This is a genomic window from Pseudomonas sp. R2-7-07, assembly GCF_003852355.1.
Lineage (GTDB): Bacteria > Pseudomonadota > Gammaproteobacteria > Pseudomonadales > Pseudomonadaceae > Aquipseudomonas.
In genome coordinates, this window is record NZ_CP027759.1 from 3,583,986 (window position 1) to 3,603,489 (window position 19,504).

Annotated in this window: 17 protein-coding genes; 8 read left to right on the plus strand and 9 right to left on the minus strand. The window is 61.9% G+C overall.

All coding sequences use genetic code 11. The annotated features are described in order from the left end of the window. Positions 1-91: 91 nt before the first annotated feature. Entirely contained in the window at positions 92-985 is an 894-nt protein-coding gene (locus C4J86_RS16335) for an aldose 1-epimerase (protein WP_124371163.1), read from the plus strand. Positions 986-1,048: 63 nt separating this feature from the next. On the opposite strand, the gene C4J86_RS16340 is transcribed toward C4J86_RS16335, so the two are convergent. The 5 genes from C4J86_RS16340 to C4J86_RS16360 form a co-directional block, all read right to left on the minus strand. After that, entirely contained in the window at positions 1,049-2,194 is a 1,146-nt protein-coding gene (locus tag C4J86_RS16340) for an HlyD family secretion protein (RefSeq protein WP_124371164.1), read from the minus strand. Further along, positions 2,191-3,837, minus strand: coding sequence for an MFS transporter (locus tag C4J86_RS16345; protein ID WP_124371165.1), 1,647 nt, complete (start codon positions 3,835-3,837; stop codon positions 2,191-2,193). Before C4J86_RS16345 ends, C4J86_RS16340 begins: the two co-directional genes overlap by 4 nt. Positions 3,838-3,946: 109 nt before the next feature. Continuing rightward, entirely contained in the window at positions 3,947-4,750 is an 804-nt protein-coding gene (locus C4J86_RS16350; protein WP_124371166.1) for a sulfite exporter TauE/SafE family protein, read from the minus strand. Then, positions 4,751-5,995: an FAD/NAD(P)-binding oxidoreductase gene (locus tag C4J86_RS16355; protein WP_124371167.1), complete on the minus strand. Its 1,245-nt coding sequence runs from the start codon at positions 5,993-5,995 to the stop codon at positions 4,751-4,753. It abuts the gene before it with no gap. Positions 5,996-6,046: 51 nt separating this feature from the next. After that, positions 6,047-6,382, minus strand: a complete 336-nt coding sequence (locus C4J86_RS16360) for a helix-turn-helix transcriptional regulator (RefSeq protein ID WP_005789341.1) — start codon at positions 6,380-6,382, stop codon at positions 6,047-6,049. 94 nt (positions 6,383-6,476) lie between these two features. On the opposite strand from C4J86_RS16360, the gene C4J86_RS16365 reads away from it, so the two are divergent. Further along, on the plus strand, positions 6,477-7,340 hold the full coding sequence (locus C4J86_RS16365) for an MBL fold metallo-hydrolase (RefSeq protein ID WP_124371168.1): 864 nt from the start codon (positions 6,477-6,479) through the stop codon (positions 7,338-7,340). Between the two features lie 120 nt (positions 7,341-7,460). Here the strand turns inward: C4J86_RS16365 and bkdR are convergent, their stop codons facing one another. Next, a complete protein-coding gene (gene bkdR, locus C4J86_RS16370; RefSeq protein ID WP_124371169.1) occupies positions 7,461-7,949 on the minus strand; it encodes a Bkd operon transcriptional regulator BkdR in 489 nt (162 codons plus the stop codon). A gap of 194 nt (positions 7,950-8,143) precedes the next feature. Here bkdR and C4J86_RS16375 point away from each other — a divergent pair, with 194 nt between their 5' ends. The 5 genes from C4J86_RS16375 to C4J86_RS16395 all read left to right on the plus strand — a co-directional run bounded on the left by C4J86_RS16375 (position 8,144) and on the right by C4J86_RS16395 (position 14,306). Beyond that, a complete protein-coding gene (locus tag C4J86_RS16375) occupies positions 8,144-9,379 on the plus strand; it encodes a 3-methyl-2-oxobutanoate dehydrogenase (2-methylpropanoyl-transferring) subunit alpha (RefSeq protein WP_124367525.1) in 1,236 nt (411 codons plus the stop codon). Position 9,380: 1 nt separating this feature from the next. Further along, complete coding sequence (locus tag C4J86_RS16380; protein WP_124363420.1) at positions 9,381-10,439, plus strand: alpha-ketoacid dehydrogenase subunit beta; 1,059 nt, start codon at positions 9,381-9,383, stop codon at positions 10,437-10,439. Next, positions 10,440-11,699: a dihydrolipoamide acetyltransferase family protein gene (locus tag C4J86_RS16385; protein WP_124371170.1), complete on the plus strand. Its 1,260-nt coding sequence runs from the start codon at positions 10,440-10,442 to the stop codon at positions 11,697-11,699. It abuts the gene before it with no gap. A gap of 4 nt (positions 11,700-11,703) precedes the next feature. Continuing rightward, on the plus strand, positions 11,704-13,083 hold the full coding sequence (gene lpdA / locus C4J86_RS16390; protein ID WP_124371171.1) for a dihydrolipoyl dehydrogenase: 1,380 nt from the start codon (positions 11,704-11,706) through the stop codon (positions 13,081-13,083). Between the two features lie 203 nt (positions 13,084-13,286). Further along, positions 13,287-14,306, plus strand: coding sequence for a branched-chain amino acid aminotransferase (locus C4J86_RS16395; protein ID WP_124371172.1), 1,020 nt, complete (start codon positions 13,287-13,289; stop codon positions 14,304-14,306). A gap of 129 nt (positions 14,307-14,435) precedes the next feature. Here C4J86_RS16395 and C4J86_RS16400 read toward each other — a convergent pair whose 3' ends face one another. Next, the gene (locus tag C4J86_RS16400) at positions 14,436-15,326 is read right to left on the minus strand and encodes a GNAT family acetyltransferase (RefSeq protein ID WP_124371173.1); all 891 of its coding nucleotides are present in this window, start codon (positions 15,324-15,326) and stop codon (positions 14,436-14,438) included. Between the two features lie 381 nt (positions 15,327-15,707). Here C4J86_RS16400 and C4J86_RS16405 point away from each other — a divergent pair, with 381 nt between their 5' ends. Then, on the plus strand, positions 15,708-16,832 hold the full coding sequence (locus C4J86_RS16405) for an IS481 family transposase (RefSeq protein WP_124369797.1): 1,125 nt from the start codon (positions 15,708-15,710) through the stop codon (positions 16,830-16,832). Positions 16,833-17,391: 559 nt separating this feature from the next. Here the strand turns inward: C4J86_RS16405 and C4J86_RS16415 are convergent. After that, entirely contained in the window at positions 17,392-18,225 is an 834-nt protein-coding gene (locus tag C4J86_RS16415) for a TIGR03915 family putative DNA repair protein (RefSeq protein ID WP_124371174.1), read from the minus strand. Continuing rightward, positions 18,222-19,442: a putative DNA modification/repair radical SAM protein gene (locus C4J86_RS16420; RefSeq protein WP_124371175.1), complete on the minus strand. Its 1,221-nt coding sequence runs from the start codon at positions 19,440-19,442 to the stop codon at positions 18,222-18,224. The genes C4J86_RS16415 and C4J86_RS16420 overlap by 4 nt, the downstream gene beginning before the upstream one ends. Positions 19,443-19,504: the final 62 nt, after the last annotated feature.

The window sequence follows — 19,504 nt, forward strand, 5'->3', positions numbered from 1 at the left end:
CATCTTTGACTGAAACACCGCAATCGGGGGCAAGCCCCCTCCCACATTTTGAGCAGCGCTGTGTTTACCACTTCCATAAGGCAGGTCAATTGTGATTGAGCTTACGGATCAATTCACCCATCTGGTACTCGCCCCCGCCCTCGGCGGCAGCCTCGTCAACTGGACGGTACGCGCCACCGGCCAACCGCTGTTGCGGTACAGTGATGAGCAGGCAATCAATACCGGTTTGCCGGGCAAGCTGGGCTGCTATCCGTTGGTGCCCTGGTCCAACCGCATTGCCCACGGCGGTTTCGCCAACCCTGACGGCTGGCTCGCGCTCAAGCCCAACAGCCTCACCGATCCGCTGCCGATTCACGGCTCGGCCTGGCAGCAAGCGTGGCAGGTGGTCAGCCAGTCGGCGGATGAGGTACTGCTGCAAGTGCTCTGTGACACACCGTTCGCCTATCGCGCCGAGCAGCGCATCCGCTTGAGCGGTGGGGTGCTGAGGATCGAGTTGCGCGTCACGCATCTGGCCGAAACAGCCGCATGGCATGGCGTAGGCTTGCACCCGTACTTCCCGCGTCGGCCGGGTACGCGCTTGCAGGCCAAGGCGGCGCAGGTGTGGATGAGTGACGCGGCCAAGCTGCCGACGGGGTTGGCGCCGGTGCCGCAGGAGTGGGATTTCAGGCAACCCCAAACCCTGCCGGAAGGCCTGGTGGACAATGGATTCTGCGAGTGGGATGGGTACTGCTTGATCGAACAACCGGAGCTTGGATATACCCTCGAATGCCAGGCCAGCGGCGCCGATTACTTCCTGCTGTACTGCCCGCCGGGGCTGGGGTTTTTCTGCATCGAGCCGGTAAGCCATCCGGTCAATGCCCATCACTTGCCGGGTAGGCCGGGCTTGAAGCTATTGGAACAGAACCAGTCGATCCACCTCGATTTCACCCTGAAATACAGTCCAAATGTGGGAGGGGGCTTGCTCCCGATAGCGGTCGGTCAGTAAAAAAACTGCTGACTGATACACCGCAATCGGGAGCAAGCCCCCTCCCACATTGACCGAGTTCCTTCAGGGCGGGCTGTTTTTGAGCCTTCCTGCCGTGTCGATACTCACCACCACCGACAACCCCGGCCGCAGCCGCTCGCTCTCGGCCTGGTCGGGGTCGACCGTGATCCGCACCGGCACGCGCTGGGCGATTTTCACGAAGTTGCCGGTGGCGTTGTCTGCCTGCAACAGGCTGAATTCCGACCCGGTCGCCGGGGAAATATGCTGCACCGTGCCGTGAAACTTGCGGTGGTTCAGCGCGTCCACGGTGAAGGTCACCGGCTGGCCGACCTGCACATTGTCCATCTGGGTTTCTTTCATATTGGCGATCACCCACAACTGCTTGGGCACCAGCGCCATCAATTGCGCGCCGGAGTTGACGTAGGCCCCCAGGCGCACGCCAATCTGCCCCAGTTGGCCGTCCCGTGGCGCGGTGACGCGGGTGTTGGACAGGTCGATCCGCGCCAATTCCACCGCCGCCTCCGCGCTGGCCACTGCCGCTTCCAGGGAGCCGCGATTGACGATCACCGTCTGCAGGTCCTGCCGGGCGATTTCCAGGCTGGCCTGGGCCTGGGCCACGGCAGCGATAGTCTGGGCATTGGCGGCACGGGTCACGTCCAGTTCGCGCCTGGACACCGAGCCGTCGCTGATCAATTCCTCGTTGCGGCGCAAGTCTGCGGTGCTTTTGCGCGCCTGGGCCTGGCTGTCGACCAGCGCGGCCTGGCGCAATTTGATGGTCGCTTCGGCGCTGTTGCGTTGCTGCACCACATTGGCCAACGACGCTTTCTGCACCGCCAGTTGCGCCAGGGCCTGGTCCAGGCGTTGCTTGTAGATACGGTCGTCGAGGCGCACCAGCAGGTCGCCCGTTTTCACATACTGAAAGTCCTGCACCGGCACTTCGAATACATAGCCGCTGAGCTGCGGGCCGATAATCGTCACCTGCCCGCGCACCAAGGCATTCTCAGTGGTTTCCACCGCGCTGCTGAACGGCGGCAGTTGCCAGGCATACAGCACGATCAGCACGCCGACGATGGCAATCGCGGCAAAGCCCAGGGACGAAAGGATGCGCACCCGCAGCGAGCGCGGTTCGGTCACCGCAGCGCCCGGCGGCGTGGTGCCCTCGGGGGTGGAGGCGATGGCATTGGTAGTGGTGGTCGTGGGTTCGGTCATGAAGAGGCGCCGACAGGTTGAACGGGAGGGGTTGCTGCTTTGGTGGTGCTCATCAGCCACAGGCTGCGGATAAAGATCCAGATCATGGTCAGGATCGCGATGATCGCGATCAGCATGAACACATCGTTGTAAGCCATCACGTTCGCTTCACGGGTTGCCGCCGTGGCCAGGCTGCGGATGCCCATGAGGTTGCGCAACTCCGGGTCGGCGACGATGCCGCCATAGGCCGAGCCACCACTTTGCACCCGCGCCGCGACGCGCGGGTCAAGCAGGGTCAGGTGTTCGGTGATCAGGCTTGAATGATATTTCTCGCGCACGATCTGGAAGGTGCCGAGCAACGCCGCGCCGATCAGGCCGCCGAGGTTCTGGCAAATCCCGAACATCACCGAGAAACTCACCAGGTTGCGCGGGTTGGTCAACACATTCTTGGTGCCCAGCACCATGGTCGGCCCGAGAAAGAAGGTCCCGCCAAAGCCTAGCAGGAACTGGCTGATATACAGGTTCTGCGGCCGGGTGAGGTTGCTGGAAAAACTGTCCATCACCGACCCGGTCGCCATCAGCGCCAGGGAAATCACCAGCGGCATCAACAAGTGCGCCGGGTTGATCGTCAAGGCGCTGACCACCAGCCCGGCAATCGCCCCGGCCAGCATCACCACGTACAGCGTATGCATCTGCTGGTAACTCATGTTCAGCATCTGCATGAAACCTACCGCGCCGGTGGATTGTTCGGACAGCACCATGCGAATCAGGATCACCGCCAATGCCAGGCGAATCATGGTGCCGCTGCCCAGCCAGCGGGTCATCAGCAGCGGGTTGGCGCGGTTATGCTCGATGGCCAGCCCGGCCATGATCAACACCAGCGAACAGGCCGAGGCGATGCCGATCCACGGCGCTTCCAGCCACCAGTCGATACGCCCCAGGGACAACACCGCGCAGAGCAAGGCGACGCCGGTGGCCAGGATCGCGAAGGTGAGGAAATCGAGTTTTTCAAAGGTCTTGAAGCGGTCGCCGGGCGGCAGCTTGAGCAGGAACACACAGCCCAGGCAGATCAACGCCAGGCCCAGCTCGAACAGGTACAGGCCACGCCATTCGGCGATCTGCAGCAAGTCCTCGGAGAACAGCCGCGCCAGGGGCAATGCCAGCTGCGCGGTGCCCAGGCCCAGCACCAGGGCTTTCAAGCGCCACTTGGCCGGGAACGCCTGGATCATGTAGTACAAGCCCAACGAACTCAGCGCCGCCCCCACCATGCCATGGGCCGCGCGCACGGCGATGGCGGAATTGAGATCGTTGACGAACAAATGGCCGAAGGTCACCAGCGCATACAGCACCAGGAACACTTCGGTAAACGCGCGCAGGCCGAACTGCTGGCGAAACTTCACCAGCAGCAGGTTCATGCACACGTTGGTCATCACATAGGCGGCGGGCAGCCAGGCCATTTCCGCCGTGGTCGCGCCCAGGGCGCCTTGCAGGTATTGCAGGTTGGCAATGACCAGCGCGTTGCCCAACCCGCCGGTGATTGCCACCAGTACGCCGACCAGCGCAAACAGCCAGCGCTTGTGAGTGGGGTGCAACGGCGTCGACGGCGAGCCGGGCAGGCTCGGCCGCTCGTGGGGTTGCCAGGCGTGTGGGGTGTACTTATCCATTCGGTGACCTTGATGAACCGACGCGCAAGGCCGGTGAAGCCATGACTCAGAGAACAGTAAACCTGAGCGGGGTTCATTTTGTCACTTTTGAGCGCATAACTGAGGGTATCTAAAAAGCCTTGAGCAGCATGCCTGCGGCCACAACCACGCACAGACTGGCGAAGCCCACCTGCAGCGCACGCGCAGGCATCACCGAACACAAGCGCCGCCCAGCCAACATGCCGACGATACTCGCGCCGATAAACACCCAGCCCACCGGCTCGATGCTCACCCCGGCGTGAAAGGCCCCCACCACGCCGATCAACGACAGCAGGCTGACGACCATCAACGAGGTGGCGACGATCCCGCGCATCTGCACATCGGTGAGTTGCTTGAACGCCGGCACGATCAGGAAACCGCCGCCCACACCGAGCAGCCCCGACACAGCGCCGGTCACCGCCCCCAGCGCCGCCAGGGTCGCGGTGCATTTGGCGGTCCAGGCCAGGCGGCCGGTCTGCTGGTTGAGCATGCAATTCTTCTGGCCCCAGGAGGCGGCGCCATGGTCGCTCGGCCCGGCCTCGAGCTTTTCGCGCCGCAACATGCGCCAGGCCACCAGCACCATCAAGGCGCTGAACAGGCCCATCAGCACCGGCTCCGACAGTTGATGGGCGACGAACACCCCCAGCGGCGAAAACAGCGCGCCCAGCAACGCGATCAATAAGGCCGCGCGGTAACGCACCAGGCCATGGCGCAGGCCGTCAATCGCGCCCACCGCCGCCGCCGCGCCCACCGCGAGCAATGACACCGGCGCGGCCTGGGTCATGGTCAGTCCCAACCCCAGCACCAATGCCGGCACCCCGAGGATGCCGCCGCCCGCACCGGTCAGGCCCATGACCAGGCCCATCAATACACCCAACACACTCGCCAGCAGCATTCAGTCCACCTTGCTCAGGCGGGTCAGCCACTCGCGGCCCTTGAGCATGCCGTTCCAGTAGAACCACGGCAGCAGCGTGGCCTTGAGGAACCACATTGAGCGGCGCGCCCGGGTCGGGTCGAGAGGAAAAGTCGGCAGCAGCTTGCCGCCATAACCGAACTCGGCCAGCACCACCTTACCCTTCTCCACCGTCAACGGGCAGGAGCCATAGCCGTCGTACTTGAGCGGCAGCGGCGCCTGTTTGCGCAGGGCCAGCAGGTTCTCGGCAACCACCACGATTTGCTTGCGCACCGCCGCAGCGGTCTTGGCGTTGGTGGTGCCGCACACATCGCCGAGGCCGAAGATATGCGGGTAGCGCAAGTGCTGCAGACTGTGGGGGTTCACTTCGCACCAGCCCCCGGCGTCGGCCAGCGGGCTCTGGCGGATAAAATCCGGGGAGACTTGCGGCGGCACCACATGCAGCAGGTCGAAGGTTTTTTCGACGAGGCTGACGTTGCCTTCGGCGTCCTTTACTTCAAACCAGGCCTTGCGTGCCGGGCCATCGACCTTGATCAGGTTGGCATTGAACGCCAGGCGTGCGTTGTATTTCTCGACGTATTTCATCAACGGCGGCACGAAGGCCGGCACGCCGAACAGCGCGGCACCGGCCAGGTTGAATTCCACCTCGATGTTTTTCAGGACGCCCTGCCTGAGCCAATGATCGCAGGACAGGTACATGGCCTTCTGCGGTGCACCGGCGCATTTGATCGGCATGGCCGGCTGGGTGAAAAGCGCCTTGCCGCCGTTGAGTTGCTGCACCAGTTGCCAGGTGTAGGCGGCATGCTCGTAGCTGTAGTTGGAGGTGACACCATGGCGGCCGAGGGTATCTTGCAGGCCTTCGATCTTTTCCCAGGCCAGGCGCAGACCGGGGCAGACGATCAAGTGGCGCCAGCTGACGCGTTGGCCGTTGTCGAGCACCAGGCTCTGCTCGTCAGGCAGCAACTGGCTGACCGCGGCCTGGATCCAGGTGACGCCGTTGGGCAGTACGTCGGCCAACGGGCGCCGGGTCTTTTGCAGGTTATAGGCGCCGCCGCCGACCAGGGTCCAGGCGGGCTGATAGCAATGGAAGTCGTTGGGTTCGATCAGGGTGATGTTCAGGTGCGGGTCGCGCTTGAGCAGGCTGGCCAGCAGGCCGATGCCTGCGGAGCCGCCGCCGATGACTACGATATCGCCACTGATGGTAGGTCCCCAGTGTTGTTCGGTCATTGTCTGCTGCCTTTTTGAGTCAGTGCACACAAGGGTCGCTGCCGGATGGCGTCACGCCCAGCTTTTTATGACCGCGCCGCAGTACAGGCCGGACAGGGTCTTCATCACTTGAATCACTTCGTGGCTGGCCAATCCGTAGAAGATGTATTTGCCTTCCCGACGGGTGGCAACCAACCCTTCGTCCCGCAGGATGCCCAACTGTTGTGACAGCGTAGGCTGACGTACGCCGGTCAGCGCTTCCAGCTCGCCGACGTTGCGCTCGCCCTGGGTCAACTGGCACAGGATCAACAGGCGGTCTTCGTTGGCCAACGCCTTGAGCAAGGAACAGGCCTTGGACGCCGATGCACGCAACTGGGCGACTTCGCCCTCACTCAACGTAGATTCCATTTGCCTCGGCTCCTTCGTCTCACTTAAGCTCAAAACATTATGTGTAAACGTAAACTGATTGTAACTACTTTTTTCCGCATCGGGGACAGCCGCCATGCCAGCGTTGATTCAAGCCTTTCTGGACGAGGCATCGTCGACTTATACCTACGTCGTCTATGAAGCGCACGGCGGTGCCTGCGCCATCGTCGACTCGGTGCTCAACTACGACCCGGCTTCCGGGCGCACCGAGACCACGCAGGCCGACCAGGTGATTGCGTTTGTCCAAGAGCATGGCCTCAAAGTGCAATGGCTGTTGGAAACCCACGCCCATGCCGACCACCTGTCCGCTGCGCCTTACCTGCGACGCACCCTGGGCGGCAAGATTGCCATCGGCCAGTCCATCAGCCAGGTGCAGGGCGTGTTCAAGCACCTGTTCAACCTGGAACCGGAGTTTCGCGTCGATGGCTCGCAGTTCGACCACTTGTTTGCGCCGGATGAGATCTTTCACATTGGCGGCCTGCAGGCCCAGGCGCTGCATGTACCCGGGCATACCCCGGCGGACATGGCTTACCTGATCGACGGGCGTTTGATCCTGGTGGGCGACACCCTGTTCATGCCCGATGTCGGCACTGCGCGCTGCGACTTCCCCGGCGGCGATGCGCGGCAGTTGTACGCGTCGATGCGCAAGTTGCTGGCCTTTCCTTCGGATACCAAACTGTATGTGTGCCACGACTACCCACCCGAGGGCCGTGAGGCCAAGTGCCTGACCACGGTGGCGGAACAACGGGCGGGGAACATCCATGTGCATGACGGGGTGGATGAAGCGGCGTTTGTAGCGATGCGCACCGCCCGTGATGCCGGGCTGGGGATGCCGACGCTGCTGTTGCCGGCGATCCAGGTGAATGTGCGGGCGGGGAATATGCCGCCGGCGGAAGAAAACGGCGTGACGTACCTGAAGATTCCCCTCAACCAACTTTGAAATGCGGTTAAAAATGTGGGAGGGGGCTTGCTCCCGATGGCGGTGAGTCAGCTACAGATAAGTTGACTGTCACACCGCTATCGGGAGCAAGCCCCCTCCCACATTTCGACCTTCGGTGTGTCAGGAACCGAGGCTGATGCCGTTGGCCGGTAACGGCAGTGCGGTTTTGTAGCGCACTTGCTTCAAGGCAAAACTGGAACGGATGTTCGCCACACCCGGCACCTTGGTCAGAAAGTCCATCATGAAGCGCTCCAGGGCCTGGATCGTCGGCACCAGCACCCGGATCAGATAATCCGGATCGCCCGCCATCAGGTAACACTCCATCACTTCCGGCCGGTCGGAGATCGCCCCTTCGAACTGCTGCAACGCCAGTTCATTCTGCTTTTCCAGGCTCACATGGATGAACACATTCACATGCAATCCCAGCAGGTCGGCATCCAGCAGCGTCACCTGCTCGCGAATCAAGCCCAACTCCTCCATCGCCTTCACCCGGTTGAAGCACGGCGTGGGGGAGAGGTTGACCGAGCGGGCCAGGTCGGCGTTGGTGATGCGCGCGTTCTCCTGCAGGGCGTTGAGAATGCCGATATCGGTACGGTCCAGTTTGCGCATGAGACAAAATCACCTGTTTATTATGTTTATGCAGATTTTTTATCCGCAAATGATCTTGAGCGCAACGAAACACAGATAAATATTCTTCTACGCCACGCCTATGATTGTTGTAGGACAAGATTTCTTCTACCCGAAGACTGACTGTCAGCTAGCGCGCCCACTACAAGAAATTCACAAGATCGAGCGTAGAAGCCATGACCCAGCCGTACGAACCGCTGCGCCTGCACGTCCCTGAACCCTCGGGCCGTCCAGGCTGCAAGACCGACTTCACCTACCTGCGCCTGACCGACGCCGGCCTGGTGCGCAAACCCGCCATCGACGTAGAACCGGCCGACACCGCCGACCTGGCCAAGGGCCTGATCCGCGTGCTCGACGACCAGGGCCAGGCCTTGGGCCCGTGGGCCGAGGGTGTCAGCGCCGACATCATGCGCAAAGGCATGCGCGCGATGCTCAAGACGCGCATCTTCGACAACCGCATGGTGGTCGCCCAGCGCCAGAAAAAAATGTCGTTCTACATGCAGAGCCTAGGCGAAGAAGCCATTGGCAGCGCCCAGGCCCTGGCCTTGAACATTGACGACATGTGTTTCCCCACCTACCGCCAGCAAAGCATCCTGATGGCTCGCGATGTGCCGCTGGTCGACCTGATCTGCCAACTGCTGTCCAACGAGCGCGACCCGCTCAAGGGCCGCCAGTTGCCGATCATGTACTCGGTCAGGGACGCCGGCTTCTTCACCATTTCCGGCAACCTCGCCACCCAGTTCGTACAGGGCGTGGGCTGGGGCATGGCCTCGGCGATCAAGGGCGATACCAAGATCGCCTCGGCCTGGATCGGCGACGGCGCCACCGCAGAATCGGACTTCCACACCGCCCTCACCTTCGCCCACGTCTACCGCGCCCCGGTGATCCTCAACGTGGTGAATAACCAATGGGCCATTTCGACCTTCCAGGCCATCGCCGGTGGTGAAGCCACTACCTTCGCCGGACGCGGCGTGGGTTGCGGTATCGCTTCGCTGCGGGTCGACGGCAACGACTTCATTGCGGTGTACGCCGCGTCTGCCTGGGCCGCCGAGCGTGCGCGCCGTAACCTGGGGCCGAGCCTGATCGAGTGGGTCACTTACCGCGCCGGCCCGCACTCGACCTCCGATGATCCGTCCAAGTACCGCCCTGCCGATGACTGGAGCCACTTCCCCCTGGGCGACCCGATTGCCCGTCTCAAGCAGCACCTGATCCGGATTGGCCAGTGGTCCGAAGAGGAGCACGCGGCAGTCAGTGCCGAACTTGAAGCCGAAGTGATCGCCGCGCAAAAACAGGCCGAACAGTACGGCACCCTCGCCGGCGGCCAGATTCCAAGCGCCGCGACCATGTTCGAAGACGTTTATAAAGAGATGCCGGAGCACTTGAAGCGCCAGCGTCAAGAGCTGGGGGTCTGACATGAACGATCACAACAACAGCATCGAACTGGAAACCGCCATGACCACCACCACCATGACCATGATCCAGGCCCTGCGCTCGGCCATGGATGTGATGCTTGAACGTGACGACAACGTGGTGGTGTTCGGCCAGGACGTCGGTTACTTCGGCGGCGTGTTCCGTTGTACCGAAGGCCTGCAGACCAAGTACGGCAGCTCACGGGTATTCGACGCGCCGATTTCCGAAAGCGGCATCATCGGCGTGGCGGTGGGCATGGGCGCCTACGGCCTGCGCCCGGTCGCGGAAATCCAGTTCGCCGACTACGTCTACCCCGCCACCGACCAGATCATCTCCGAGGCTGCGCGCCTGCGTTATCGCTCGGCCGGTCAGTTCACCGCGCCCTTGACCATGCGCATGCCGTGCGGCGGCGGCATCTACGGCGGCCAGACCCACAGCCAGAGTATCGAAGCGGTGTTCACCCAGGTCTGCGGCCTGCGCACGGTGATGCCGTCCAACCCTTACGACGCCAAGGGCCTGCTGATCGCCTCCATCGAAAACGATGACCCGGTGATCTTCCTTGAACCCAAGCGCCTGTATAACGGCCCGTTCGATGGCCACCACGACCGCCCGGTGACGCCGTGGTCAAAACACCCGCAAGCGCAAGTGCCGGACGGTTACTACACCGTGCCGCTGGACGTGGCCGCCATCGTGCGTCCGGGTTCGGCCGTGACCGTGCTGACCTACGGCACCACCGTGTACGTGTCGCAAGTCGCCGCCGAAGAAACCGGCATCGACGCCGAAGTCATCGACCTGCGCAGCCTGTGGCCGCTGGACCTGGAAACCATCGTCAACTCGGTGAAAAAGACCGGCCGTTGCGTCGTGGTGCACGAAGCTACGCGCACCTGCGGGTTTGGCGCCGAGCTGGTGGCGCTGGTGCAGGAGCATTGCTTCCACCACCTGGAAGCGCCGATCGAGCGCGTCACCGGCTGGGACACCCCCTACCCGCACGCGCAGGAGTGGGCGTATTTCCCAGGCCCGTCCCGAGTGGGCGCGGCGTTGAAACGGGTCATGGAGGTCTGAATGGGCACGCATGTAATCAAGATGCCGGACATTGGCGAAGGCATCGCGGAAGTTGAACTGTCGCAGTGGCATGTCAAGGTCGGCGACATGGTCGTCGAAGACCAGGTACTGGCGGATGTGATGACCGACAAGGCGATGGTGGATATTCCCTCGCCGGTCCACGGCAAGGTGATTTCCCTCGGCGGCGAGCCGGGTGAAGTCATGGCGGTGGGCAGTATTTTGATCAGCATTGAAGTGGAAGGCGCGGGTAACGCCAAGGAAGCGCCAGCCGTGGCCGCACCGGTAGAAAAAGCCGCGCCGGTGGTGGAGAGCAAACCGGCACCGGTTGAAGCCAAGCCCGCGCCTGTCGCCACCAAACCTCAAGCCCCCGTGGCCCGCGATGCGGCTGACCGCCCGCTGGCTTCTCCCGCCGTGCGCAAGCGTGCGCTGGATGCGGGTATTGCGTTGCGCCTGGTACAGGGCACAGGCCCGGCCGGGCGGATTCTGCATGAAGACCTCGACGCCTACCTTCAGCAAGGCACGAGCAACACCGCGACAGCGGCCAACCCCTACGCCGAACGCAACGACGAGCACCAGATTCCGGTGATCGGCATGCGCCGCAAGATCGCCCAGCGCATGCAGGACGCCACCCGCCGCGCCGCGCATTTCAGCTATGTGGAAGAAATCGACGTCACGGCGCTGGACGAGCTGCGCGTGCACCTCAATGAAAAACACGGCGCCACCCGCGGCAAGCTGACCCTGTTGCCGTTCATCGTGCGCGCCATGGTGGTGGCACTGCGCGATTTCCCCCAGATCAACGCGCGCTACGACGACGAAGCCCAGGTCATCACCCGCCTCGGTGCGGTGCATGTGGGCGTCGCCACCCAGAGCGACGTTGGCCTGATGGTGCCGGTGGTGCGCCACGCCGAAGCCCGCAGCCTATGGGGCAATGCCGAAGAAATCGCACGCTTGGCCACGGCTGCACGCACTGGCAAGGCCAGCCGCGACGAGCTGTCGGGCTCGACTATCACCCTGACCAGCCTCGGCGCGCTGGGCGGGATTGTCAGCACGCCGGTACTGAACCTGCCGGAAGTCGCCATCGTCGGTGTCAACCGCATCGTCGAGCGGCCCATGGTGATCAAGGGCCAGATCGTGGTGCGCAAGATGATGAACCTCTCCAGCTCGTTCGATCACCGCGTGGTCGATGGCATGGACGCGGCGCAATTCATCCAGGCCATTCGCAGCCTGCTCGAACAACCCGCCAGCCTGTTTCTGGAGTAAGGGCATGACTTCGACATTACACACCACCCTGCTGATTATCGGCGGCGGCCCGGGCGGTTATGTGGCCGCGATTCGCGCCGGCCAGCTGGGCATCCCGACCATTTTGGTGGAAGGCCAGGCGCTGGGCGGTACCTGCCTGAACATCGGCTGCATTCCGTCCAAAGCCTTGATCCACGTGGCCGAACAGTTCCAGCAAAGCGTTCACCACAGCCAGGGCTCGCCCCTGGGCATCGAAATGGATGTGCCCACCCTGGACATCCGCAAAAGCGTAGAATGGAAAGACGGTATCGTCGACCGCCTGACCACCGGCGTCGCCGCGCTGCTGAAAAAACACAAGGTGCAGGTGGTTCACGGTTGGGCCAAGGTGGTGGACGGCAAGACTGTCGACGTGGGCGACCAGCGCATTCAGTGCGAACACCTGCTGCTGGCCACCGGTTCGAAAAGCGTCGAGCTGCCGATGCTGCCGCTGGGCGGGCCGGTCATTTCGTCCACCGAAGCCCTGGCACCGACCCGTGTGCCGAAGCGGCTGATCGTGGTGGGCGGCGGTTATATCGGCCTGGAGCTGGGGATTGCCTACCGCAAGCTCGGGGCCGAGGTCAGTGTGGTCGAGGCCCAGGAGCGCATCCTGCCGGCCTATGACGCCGAGCTGACCCAACCGGTCGGCGAGTCGCTCAAACGACTGGGCATCAAGCTGTACCTCCAGCACGCCGTCACTGGGTTTACCGACAACCGCCTGCAGGTGCGCGACCCTAATGGCGACACGCTGGCGCTGGAGACCGACCAGGTGCTGGTGGCCGTGGGTCGCAAACCCAACACCCAGGGCTGGAACCTCGAAGCGCTGAACCTGGCGATGAACGGCGCGGCGATCAAGATCGACAGCCGTTGCCAAACCAGCATGCGCAACGTCTGGGCCATCGGCGACCTGAGCGGCGAGCCAATGCTGGCGCACCGCGCCATGGCCCAGGGCGAAATGGTTGCCGAACTGATCAGTGGCAAATCCCGCGAATTCAACCCGGCGGCGATCCCGGCCGTATGCTTTACCGACCCGGAACTGGTGGTGGTCGGCAAGACGCCTGACGAAGCCAAGGCAGCCGGTGTGGAGTGCATCGTGTCGAGCTTCCCCTTCGCCGCCAATGGCCGGGCCATGACCCTGGAGTCGAACATCGGTTTCGTGCGGGTGGTGGCACGGCGTGACAATCACCTGATTGTCGGCTGGCAGGCGGTGGGCGCCGGTGTATCGGAACTGTCTACGGCGTTTGGCCTGAGCCTGGAAATGGGCTCGCGCCTGGAGGATGTGGCCGGCACCATCCATGCCCATCCGACGCTGGGTGAAGCCGTACAGGAAGCGGCGCTGCGCGCCCTGGGCCACGCGTTGCATCTGTAAATAACACACCACCTGTAGGAGCGAGCTTGCTCGCGAAAATCGCCAACGATAACGCGTGAAACCAGAATGAACGCGGCGCCCTGGAGTTTTTCGCGAGCAAGCTCGCTCCTACAGAGGACGTGGGGGATGCGAACGGGCCCGCGAATGAAGTATTGTTGCGCCCATCCAGAAAAAAATCCGACTTGACCAAGATAGAGGGTGTCATGGGTAACGAGAGCATCAATTGGGACACGCTGGGTTTTGACTACATCAAGACCGATAAGCGGTTTCTCCAGGTCTGGAAAAACGGCGAATGGCAAGACGGCACCCTGACCGACGACAACGTGCTGCACATCAGCGAGGGCTCCACCGCCCTGCACTACGGCCAACAGTGCTTTGAAGGCCTCAAGGCCTACCGCTGCAAGGACGGCTCGATCAACCTGTTTCGTCCGGACCAGAACGCCGCGCGCATGCAGCGCAGCTGTGCCCGCCTGCTGATGCCGCATGTGACGACCGATGCGTTCATCGACGCCTGCAAACAAGTGGTCAAGGCCAACGAGCGCTTCATCCCGCCTTACGGCAGCGGCGGCGCGCTGTACCTGCGCCCGTTCGTGATCGGCACCGGTGACAACATCGGTGTGCGCTCCGCGCCGGAGTTTATCTTCTCGGTGTTCTGCATCCCGGTCGGCGCCTATTTCAAAGGCGGCCTGGTGCCCCACAACTTCCAGATCTCCACCTTCGACCGCGCCGCGCCACAAGGCACCGGTGCCGCGAAAGTCGGCGGTAACTATGCCGCCAGCCTGATGCCAGGTTCGGAAGCAAAAAAATCCGGCTTCGCCGACGCGATCTACCTGGACCCGATGACCCATTCGAAAATCGAAGAAGTCGGCTCGGCCAACTTCTTCGGCATCACCCATGACAACCAGTTCATCACACCGAAGTCGCCTTCGGTACTGCCGGGCATCACCCGCCTGTCGCTGATCGAACTGGCCCAGAGCCGCCTGGGCCTTACCGTGGTCGAGGGCGAGGTGTTCATCGACAAGCTGGACCAATTCAAGGAAGCCGGCGCCTGCGGCACCGCTGCGGTGATCTCGCCGATCGGTGGCATCCAGTACAACGGCAAACTGCACGTGTTCCACAGCGAGACCGAAGTGGGCCCGGTTACCCAGAAGCTCTACAAAGAGCTGACGGGCGTGCAGACCGGTGATGTTGAAGCGCCAGCGGGTTGGATCGTCAAGGTCTAATAGCCACAACGCAAAACCCAATGTGGGAGGGGGCTTGCTCCCGATGGCGGTGTATCAGTCAACATCTTCGGTGACTGACACATTGCTATCGGGAGCAAGCCCCCTCCCACATTTTGATTACCGGTATTTTCAAGATTGGGGGATGTTACTGGCAATCCTCTTGCCCATGCTGATCCTCTGTTCCACCCCATACCCCAACGCCTCGTAAAACCCCGCCACCGCATCATTGCCGCTGGTGATCTGCAGGTTGATCTTCATGCAACCCAGTGCCGTCAACGCCTGTTCCGCGTGACGCACCAACGATGATCCCAGGCCGTGGCGACGATAGTCGGCGTGCACCGCCACCGAATACAGCCAGCCACGATGGCCGTCGTACCCGGCGAGGATCGTGCCGATCACGGTTTTTTTGTCGGTGGCGACAAAGAAAAGCCCGTCATTGACCGCCAGTTTCTTATCGATCGCCAGGGTCGGCAGGTTATGCGCGGTGTCATAGCCGAACGCTTCCTGCCATAACGCAACCACCTGCGCACGGTGCTGGCGGTCGCGATACGGGCCGATGGGGTGCCGAGACAGCAGCGCCTTTTCCATGACCAGCGTACGCTCGTTGCCGTGGTAGACATCGCGCACGGTATGAAAACCCAGCTTGCTATAGAACGGCTCGGCGGTCAGCGAAGACGGCACACTCAACACGCTCACCCCGGCTTCACGGGCGCGCAGCTCGATCTCGATCATCAGCAGCCGGCCAATGCCCTGCCCTTGCAGCACCGGATTGACGAACACCGAGCGCACCACATTGGCGTCCAGGGCCGCCGTGGCGACGATCACATCGGCTTTTACCGCCACCAGCACCACACGACGCTTGAGCAGTTCCAGCACCGCCTCGGGTGTGAAATTGCTCGCCACGCGAGCGATCACATCCGCCGGGTAATCCCGTGCATTGCTGCCGTGCAAGGCGGCGAGGATGACCTGGCTGATGCCCTCGGCATCTGAGGCTTGGGCAGTACGAACGACGGTAGACATGCTTGCTCCTGGCTGACGGCGCTATAACGAGCACCACAATACCAATGTGAGAGGGCCATGCCCTAACGCCAGTCGGTTAAGGCGACACCGAACCTGTGGCGAGGGAGCTTGCTCCCGTGGCAGCCTGGCGGCCTATAGCTATCTGACTGATGCCGCGCGATCCAAATGTGGGAGGGGGCTTGCTCCCGATGGCGGCCTCAGGGCCGACCAGGATGCTGGATCAGAGCGAGTACATATCCGTTGCTGCGGTAACGGCTGCTATGGGTTCCGCCCAACGGCGGCTCACTTTTGAAAAGCGTGTACGGACCGGACACATGGTTGACGGGTGTGCGGGGACATGGTGGACACTTTGCGGCGAGCCAACTTCGTCGGAAAGCCATCATGCCTTGGACTACGAGAGACGCCATGAGCCTGAAAGAAGAGTTCGTTGCCTTAGCACGGCAACCCGGCAGCAACAAACGTGAGTTGTGTCGACGATTCGGTATCAGCCCACAAACAGCGTACAAGTGGCTCAAACGCTACGAGGCGCTGGGTCAGCCTGGTCTGCAAGAGAAATCCCGCAGGCCAGCGACCAGCCCTAAACTGACTCAGACGGCTTTGGAAGCCCAAATCATCGCACTTAGACAGGCCCATCCAGCATGGGGTGGACGCACCATTAGTAGCCTGTTGGAAAAGCGCATTGCTCCCAGCACCGTCACCAATGTCTTGCACCGCCATGGTCTGATTCAACCGCCTCAGAAGGAACATACGGCGACGTTGCGATTTGAGCACGACGCGCCTAATGATCTGTGGCAGATGGATTTCAAAGGACATTTCGCACTGCAACAAGGTCGATGCCACCCCCTGACTCTGTTGGATGACCACTCCCGGTTCAGCCTAGCCATTGATGCCTGTGATAACGAACGGGGAGCCACGGTGAAGGAGAAGATGATCGAGGTTTTCCAGCGCTATGGCTTGCCAGTTCGGATCAACGTTGATAACGGCGCTCCCTGGGGCTCGCCACGCAATCCGGGTGAAGTTTCAGAACTGAGTATCTGGCTGATTCGCCTGGGAATTCGGATCAGCTTCAGCCGTCCTCGCCATCCTCAAACCAATGGGAAGATCGAACGTTTCCACCGCTCGCTCAAAGCAGAAGTGCTTGATGGACGTTATTTTTCCACACTGATGGAGGCTCAATCGGCTTTTGATCAATGGCGTGAGGTTTATAACCTGCAGCGCCCTCATCAGGCGCTGGGCTACAAGGTGCCTATGGACCGCTATCGGAGCAGTCCCTGGGCGTATCCACAGCAACTGTCGGAATTTGAATATGGCCCAGATGATGTGTTGGCTAAGGTTTATGACAGTCGATTTCGCTTTCAGAAACGCTACTTCAGCATCGCCAAAGGTCTGCGTGGACAACACATCGCAATACGTCCTAACGCTGAGAGAGATGGCTTATTTGACGTCTACTTCTGTCATCAATTTCTACGGACCTTCGACGTGAATAACCCTGACTACGGGGCATAATGTGTCCACTATGTCCCCGCACAGGTGTCAACCATGTGTCCGGTCCGTACAAAAAGCGCAAAAGTAAGCAAAACGCTCTTGCCCCACCACTCGGCACCTCGCCTAGGCTCGGTGTGCCCGTAATCCGACAGTGATTTGGGGGGCCGCCGCCACGCGCCATCCATGGCGCGGGGCGGCTAAACCGGCATCCCTGCCGGTTTACCCCCCAAATCACTGTCGAATTCCGGCCAGCGTGGTTTAACGGGGCGCCTAAGATCAAAAGCAAAAGCAAAAGCAAAAGCAAAAGCAAGAGCGGCTCGCTTCGCATCGTGGTTACCGTAGGCTGTGCTACAAAATCGTGTAGATACCTATGGCCATCGGGGGCAAGCTCTAATGCCAGTCAGTTAAGAAGTAGCAGGAGCGAGAACTAACTTGTGGCGAGGGAGCTTGCTCCCGCTGGGGCGCGAAGCGGCCCCAAACAATGGGACTGCTGCGCAGTCCAGCGGGAGCAAGCTCCCTCGCCACAGGTTCGGTGTCGCCTTGACTTACTGGCATCAGGGCAAGCCCCCTCCCACATTTTCTAACCGTGCCCACTTGAAATACGTTTGCCGGGTTTGGCGCCAACCAGCTTGGCCTGCCCATCTTTCTGCTTGCCCGTACGCGCCTCGCTGATCAGCCCCGGAATCAACTTGCCCTCCGGCAGGTTCTTCCAGAACCGGCTCGGCAAATGCCCTTCCATTACCTTGGGGTTCAACCGCGCCGGGTTGAAGATGTGGCTGTAGTAGGTCAACCACATGGCGCTGTGCGGGTCCTCGACATTCTGCGCCAGTTGCTGCCAAGCCTCGGGGCAGTGGCGTTGGTGAATCAATTGCTCGCCGTCGTAATACACCCCGTCCAGGGGCGTTGCGATCATCCAGCGATGCCGGCCCATGCGCCCGACAAAATGCTGGCTGGCGCTGTGCAGAATATCGTGGGCCGGTTCGTGCCAGGCCACGTACTCCGGCAGCTCCGGCCCTGCCCCCGGCGGCAGTGCGATAAACCGTACAAATGCGTGCAAGTGGTGGGCTTCACGACTGACCTGCTTGATGCGCCGCTGCAACTCGCTGCCCAACTTGTCACCGGCCAGCATCGCCGTGCGATCGCCATGGCTGACCCGCCACAACACCTCGTACAGCAAACTCCAGCGCTGGTCGCCGTGGTAGCAGGCGGCCGACTCCAGCAGGTGCAGCAACGCCTTGGGAATGCGCGCCTGGAACGGGCCAGGCCCAGGCGGAATCGGCTCGTCGGTGGCAAACAGATCCGCCACCTCGGCTTCGCCCCAACTCACCTGGCTGGGGTCGACCTGATGGCTGAGCAGCCAGCGCGCCTGTTCGCGCCAGGTGCTGAACAGGTTGTCGCATTCCAGGCTGATCATCCCCACAACCCCATCTGTTGCGGTTGCGGGCGATCACGCAGCTGCTCGCGCAGCAAAACGCTGGTGGTGTCCGCTTGTTGGGGGTGGTAATCGCTGGTGATGAAAAACGGCTTGGCCTTGGCCAGTACGCAGCGCATGCGCGCCAGGTCTTCGAAGCGGATCTTGCGTTCGCGGCGCAGGTCGACCAGGCGCTGGGTGGTGCGCAGGCCAATGCCGGGGATGCGCGCGATCAAGGTCGGTTCGGCGCGGTTCAGGTCCAGGGGGAACACCTCGCGATGTTCCAAGGCCCAGGCCAGCTTAGGGTCAATATCCAGGGCCAGGTGGCCGGGGCCTTCGAACAGCTCGTTCGCGCTGAAACCGTAGCTGCGCAACAGGAAATCGGCCTGGTACAAACGATGCTCGCGCATCAGTGGCGGCGCGGCCAGGGGCACGCTTTTCGGGCTGTTGGGGATGGGACTGAAGGCCGAGTAATACACGCGGCGCAGCTTGTAATTGCCATACAGGGCTTCGGCACCGTGCAGGATGGTGCTGTCGTCGGTGTCGTCGGCGCCGACGATCATCTGGGTGCTCTGCCCGGCCGGGGCGAAGCGCGGCGCGCGGGGTTCGTTGAGCACGGTCTGCTCACCGGTGTAGATGGTCTGCATGGCCTGCTTGATCGAGACGATCTGCTTTTCCGGCGCCAGGGTTTGCAGGCTGGCATCGGTGGGCAGTTCGATATTCACGCTCAGGCGGTCGGCATAACGCCCGGCCTCGGCGATCAGCGCCGGGTCGGCTTCGGGAATGGTCTTGAGGTGGATATAGCCGCGAAAGTCGTGCTCTTCGCGCAACAGCCTGGCGACCCGCACCAATTGCTCCATGGTGTAGTCGGCCGAACGGATGATGCCGGAACTGAGAAACAGGCCGCTGACGCAATTGCGCTTGTAGAAGTCCAGGGTCAGGGTGACCACCTCTTCCGGGCTGAACCGCGCACGGGGCACATCGCTGGAACGGCGGTTGACGCAATACTGGCAGTCGTAGAGACAGAAGTTGGTGAGCAACACCTTGAGCAGCGAGACGCAACGGCCGTCGGGCGTATAGCTGTGGCAAATGCCCATGCCGTCGGTGGAACCCAGCCCCGCCTTGCCTTCGGAGCTGCGCTTGGGTGCGCCACTGCTGGCGCATGACGCGTCATACTTGGCGGCGTCGGCGAGGATGCTGAGTTTTTCGATCAACTGCATGGAGAGCTACCAATACTGGTTTTTTGTACAGTATCAGCAGCCACCCCTTGTCACAAGTGCCG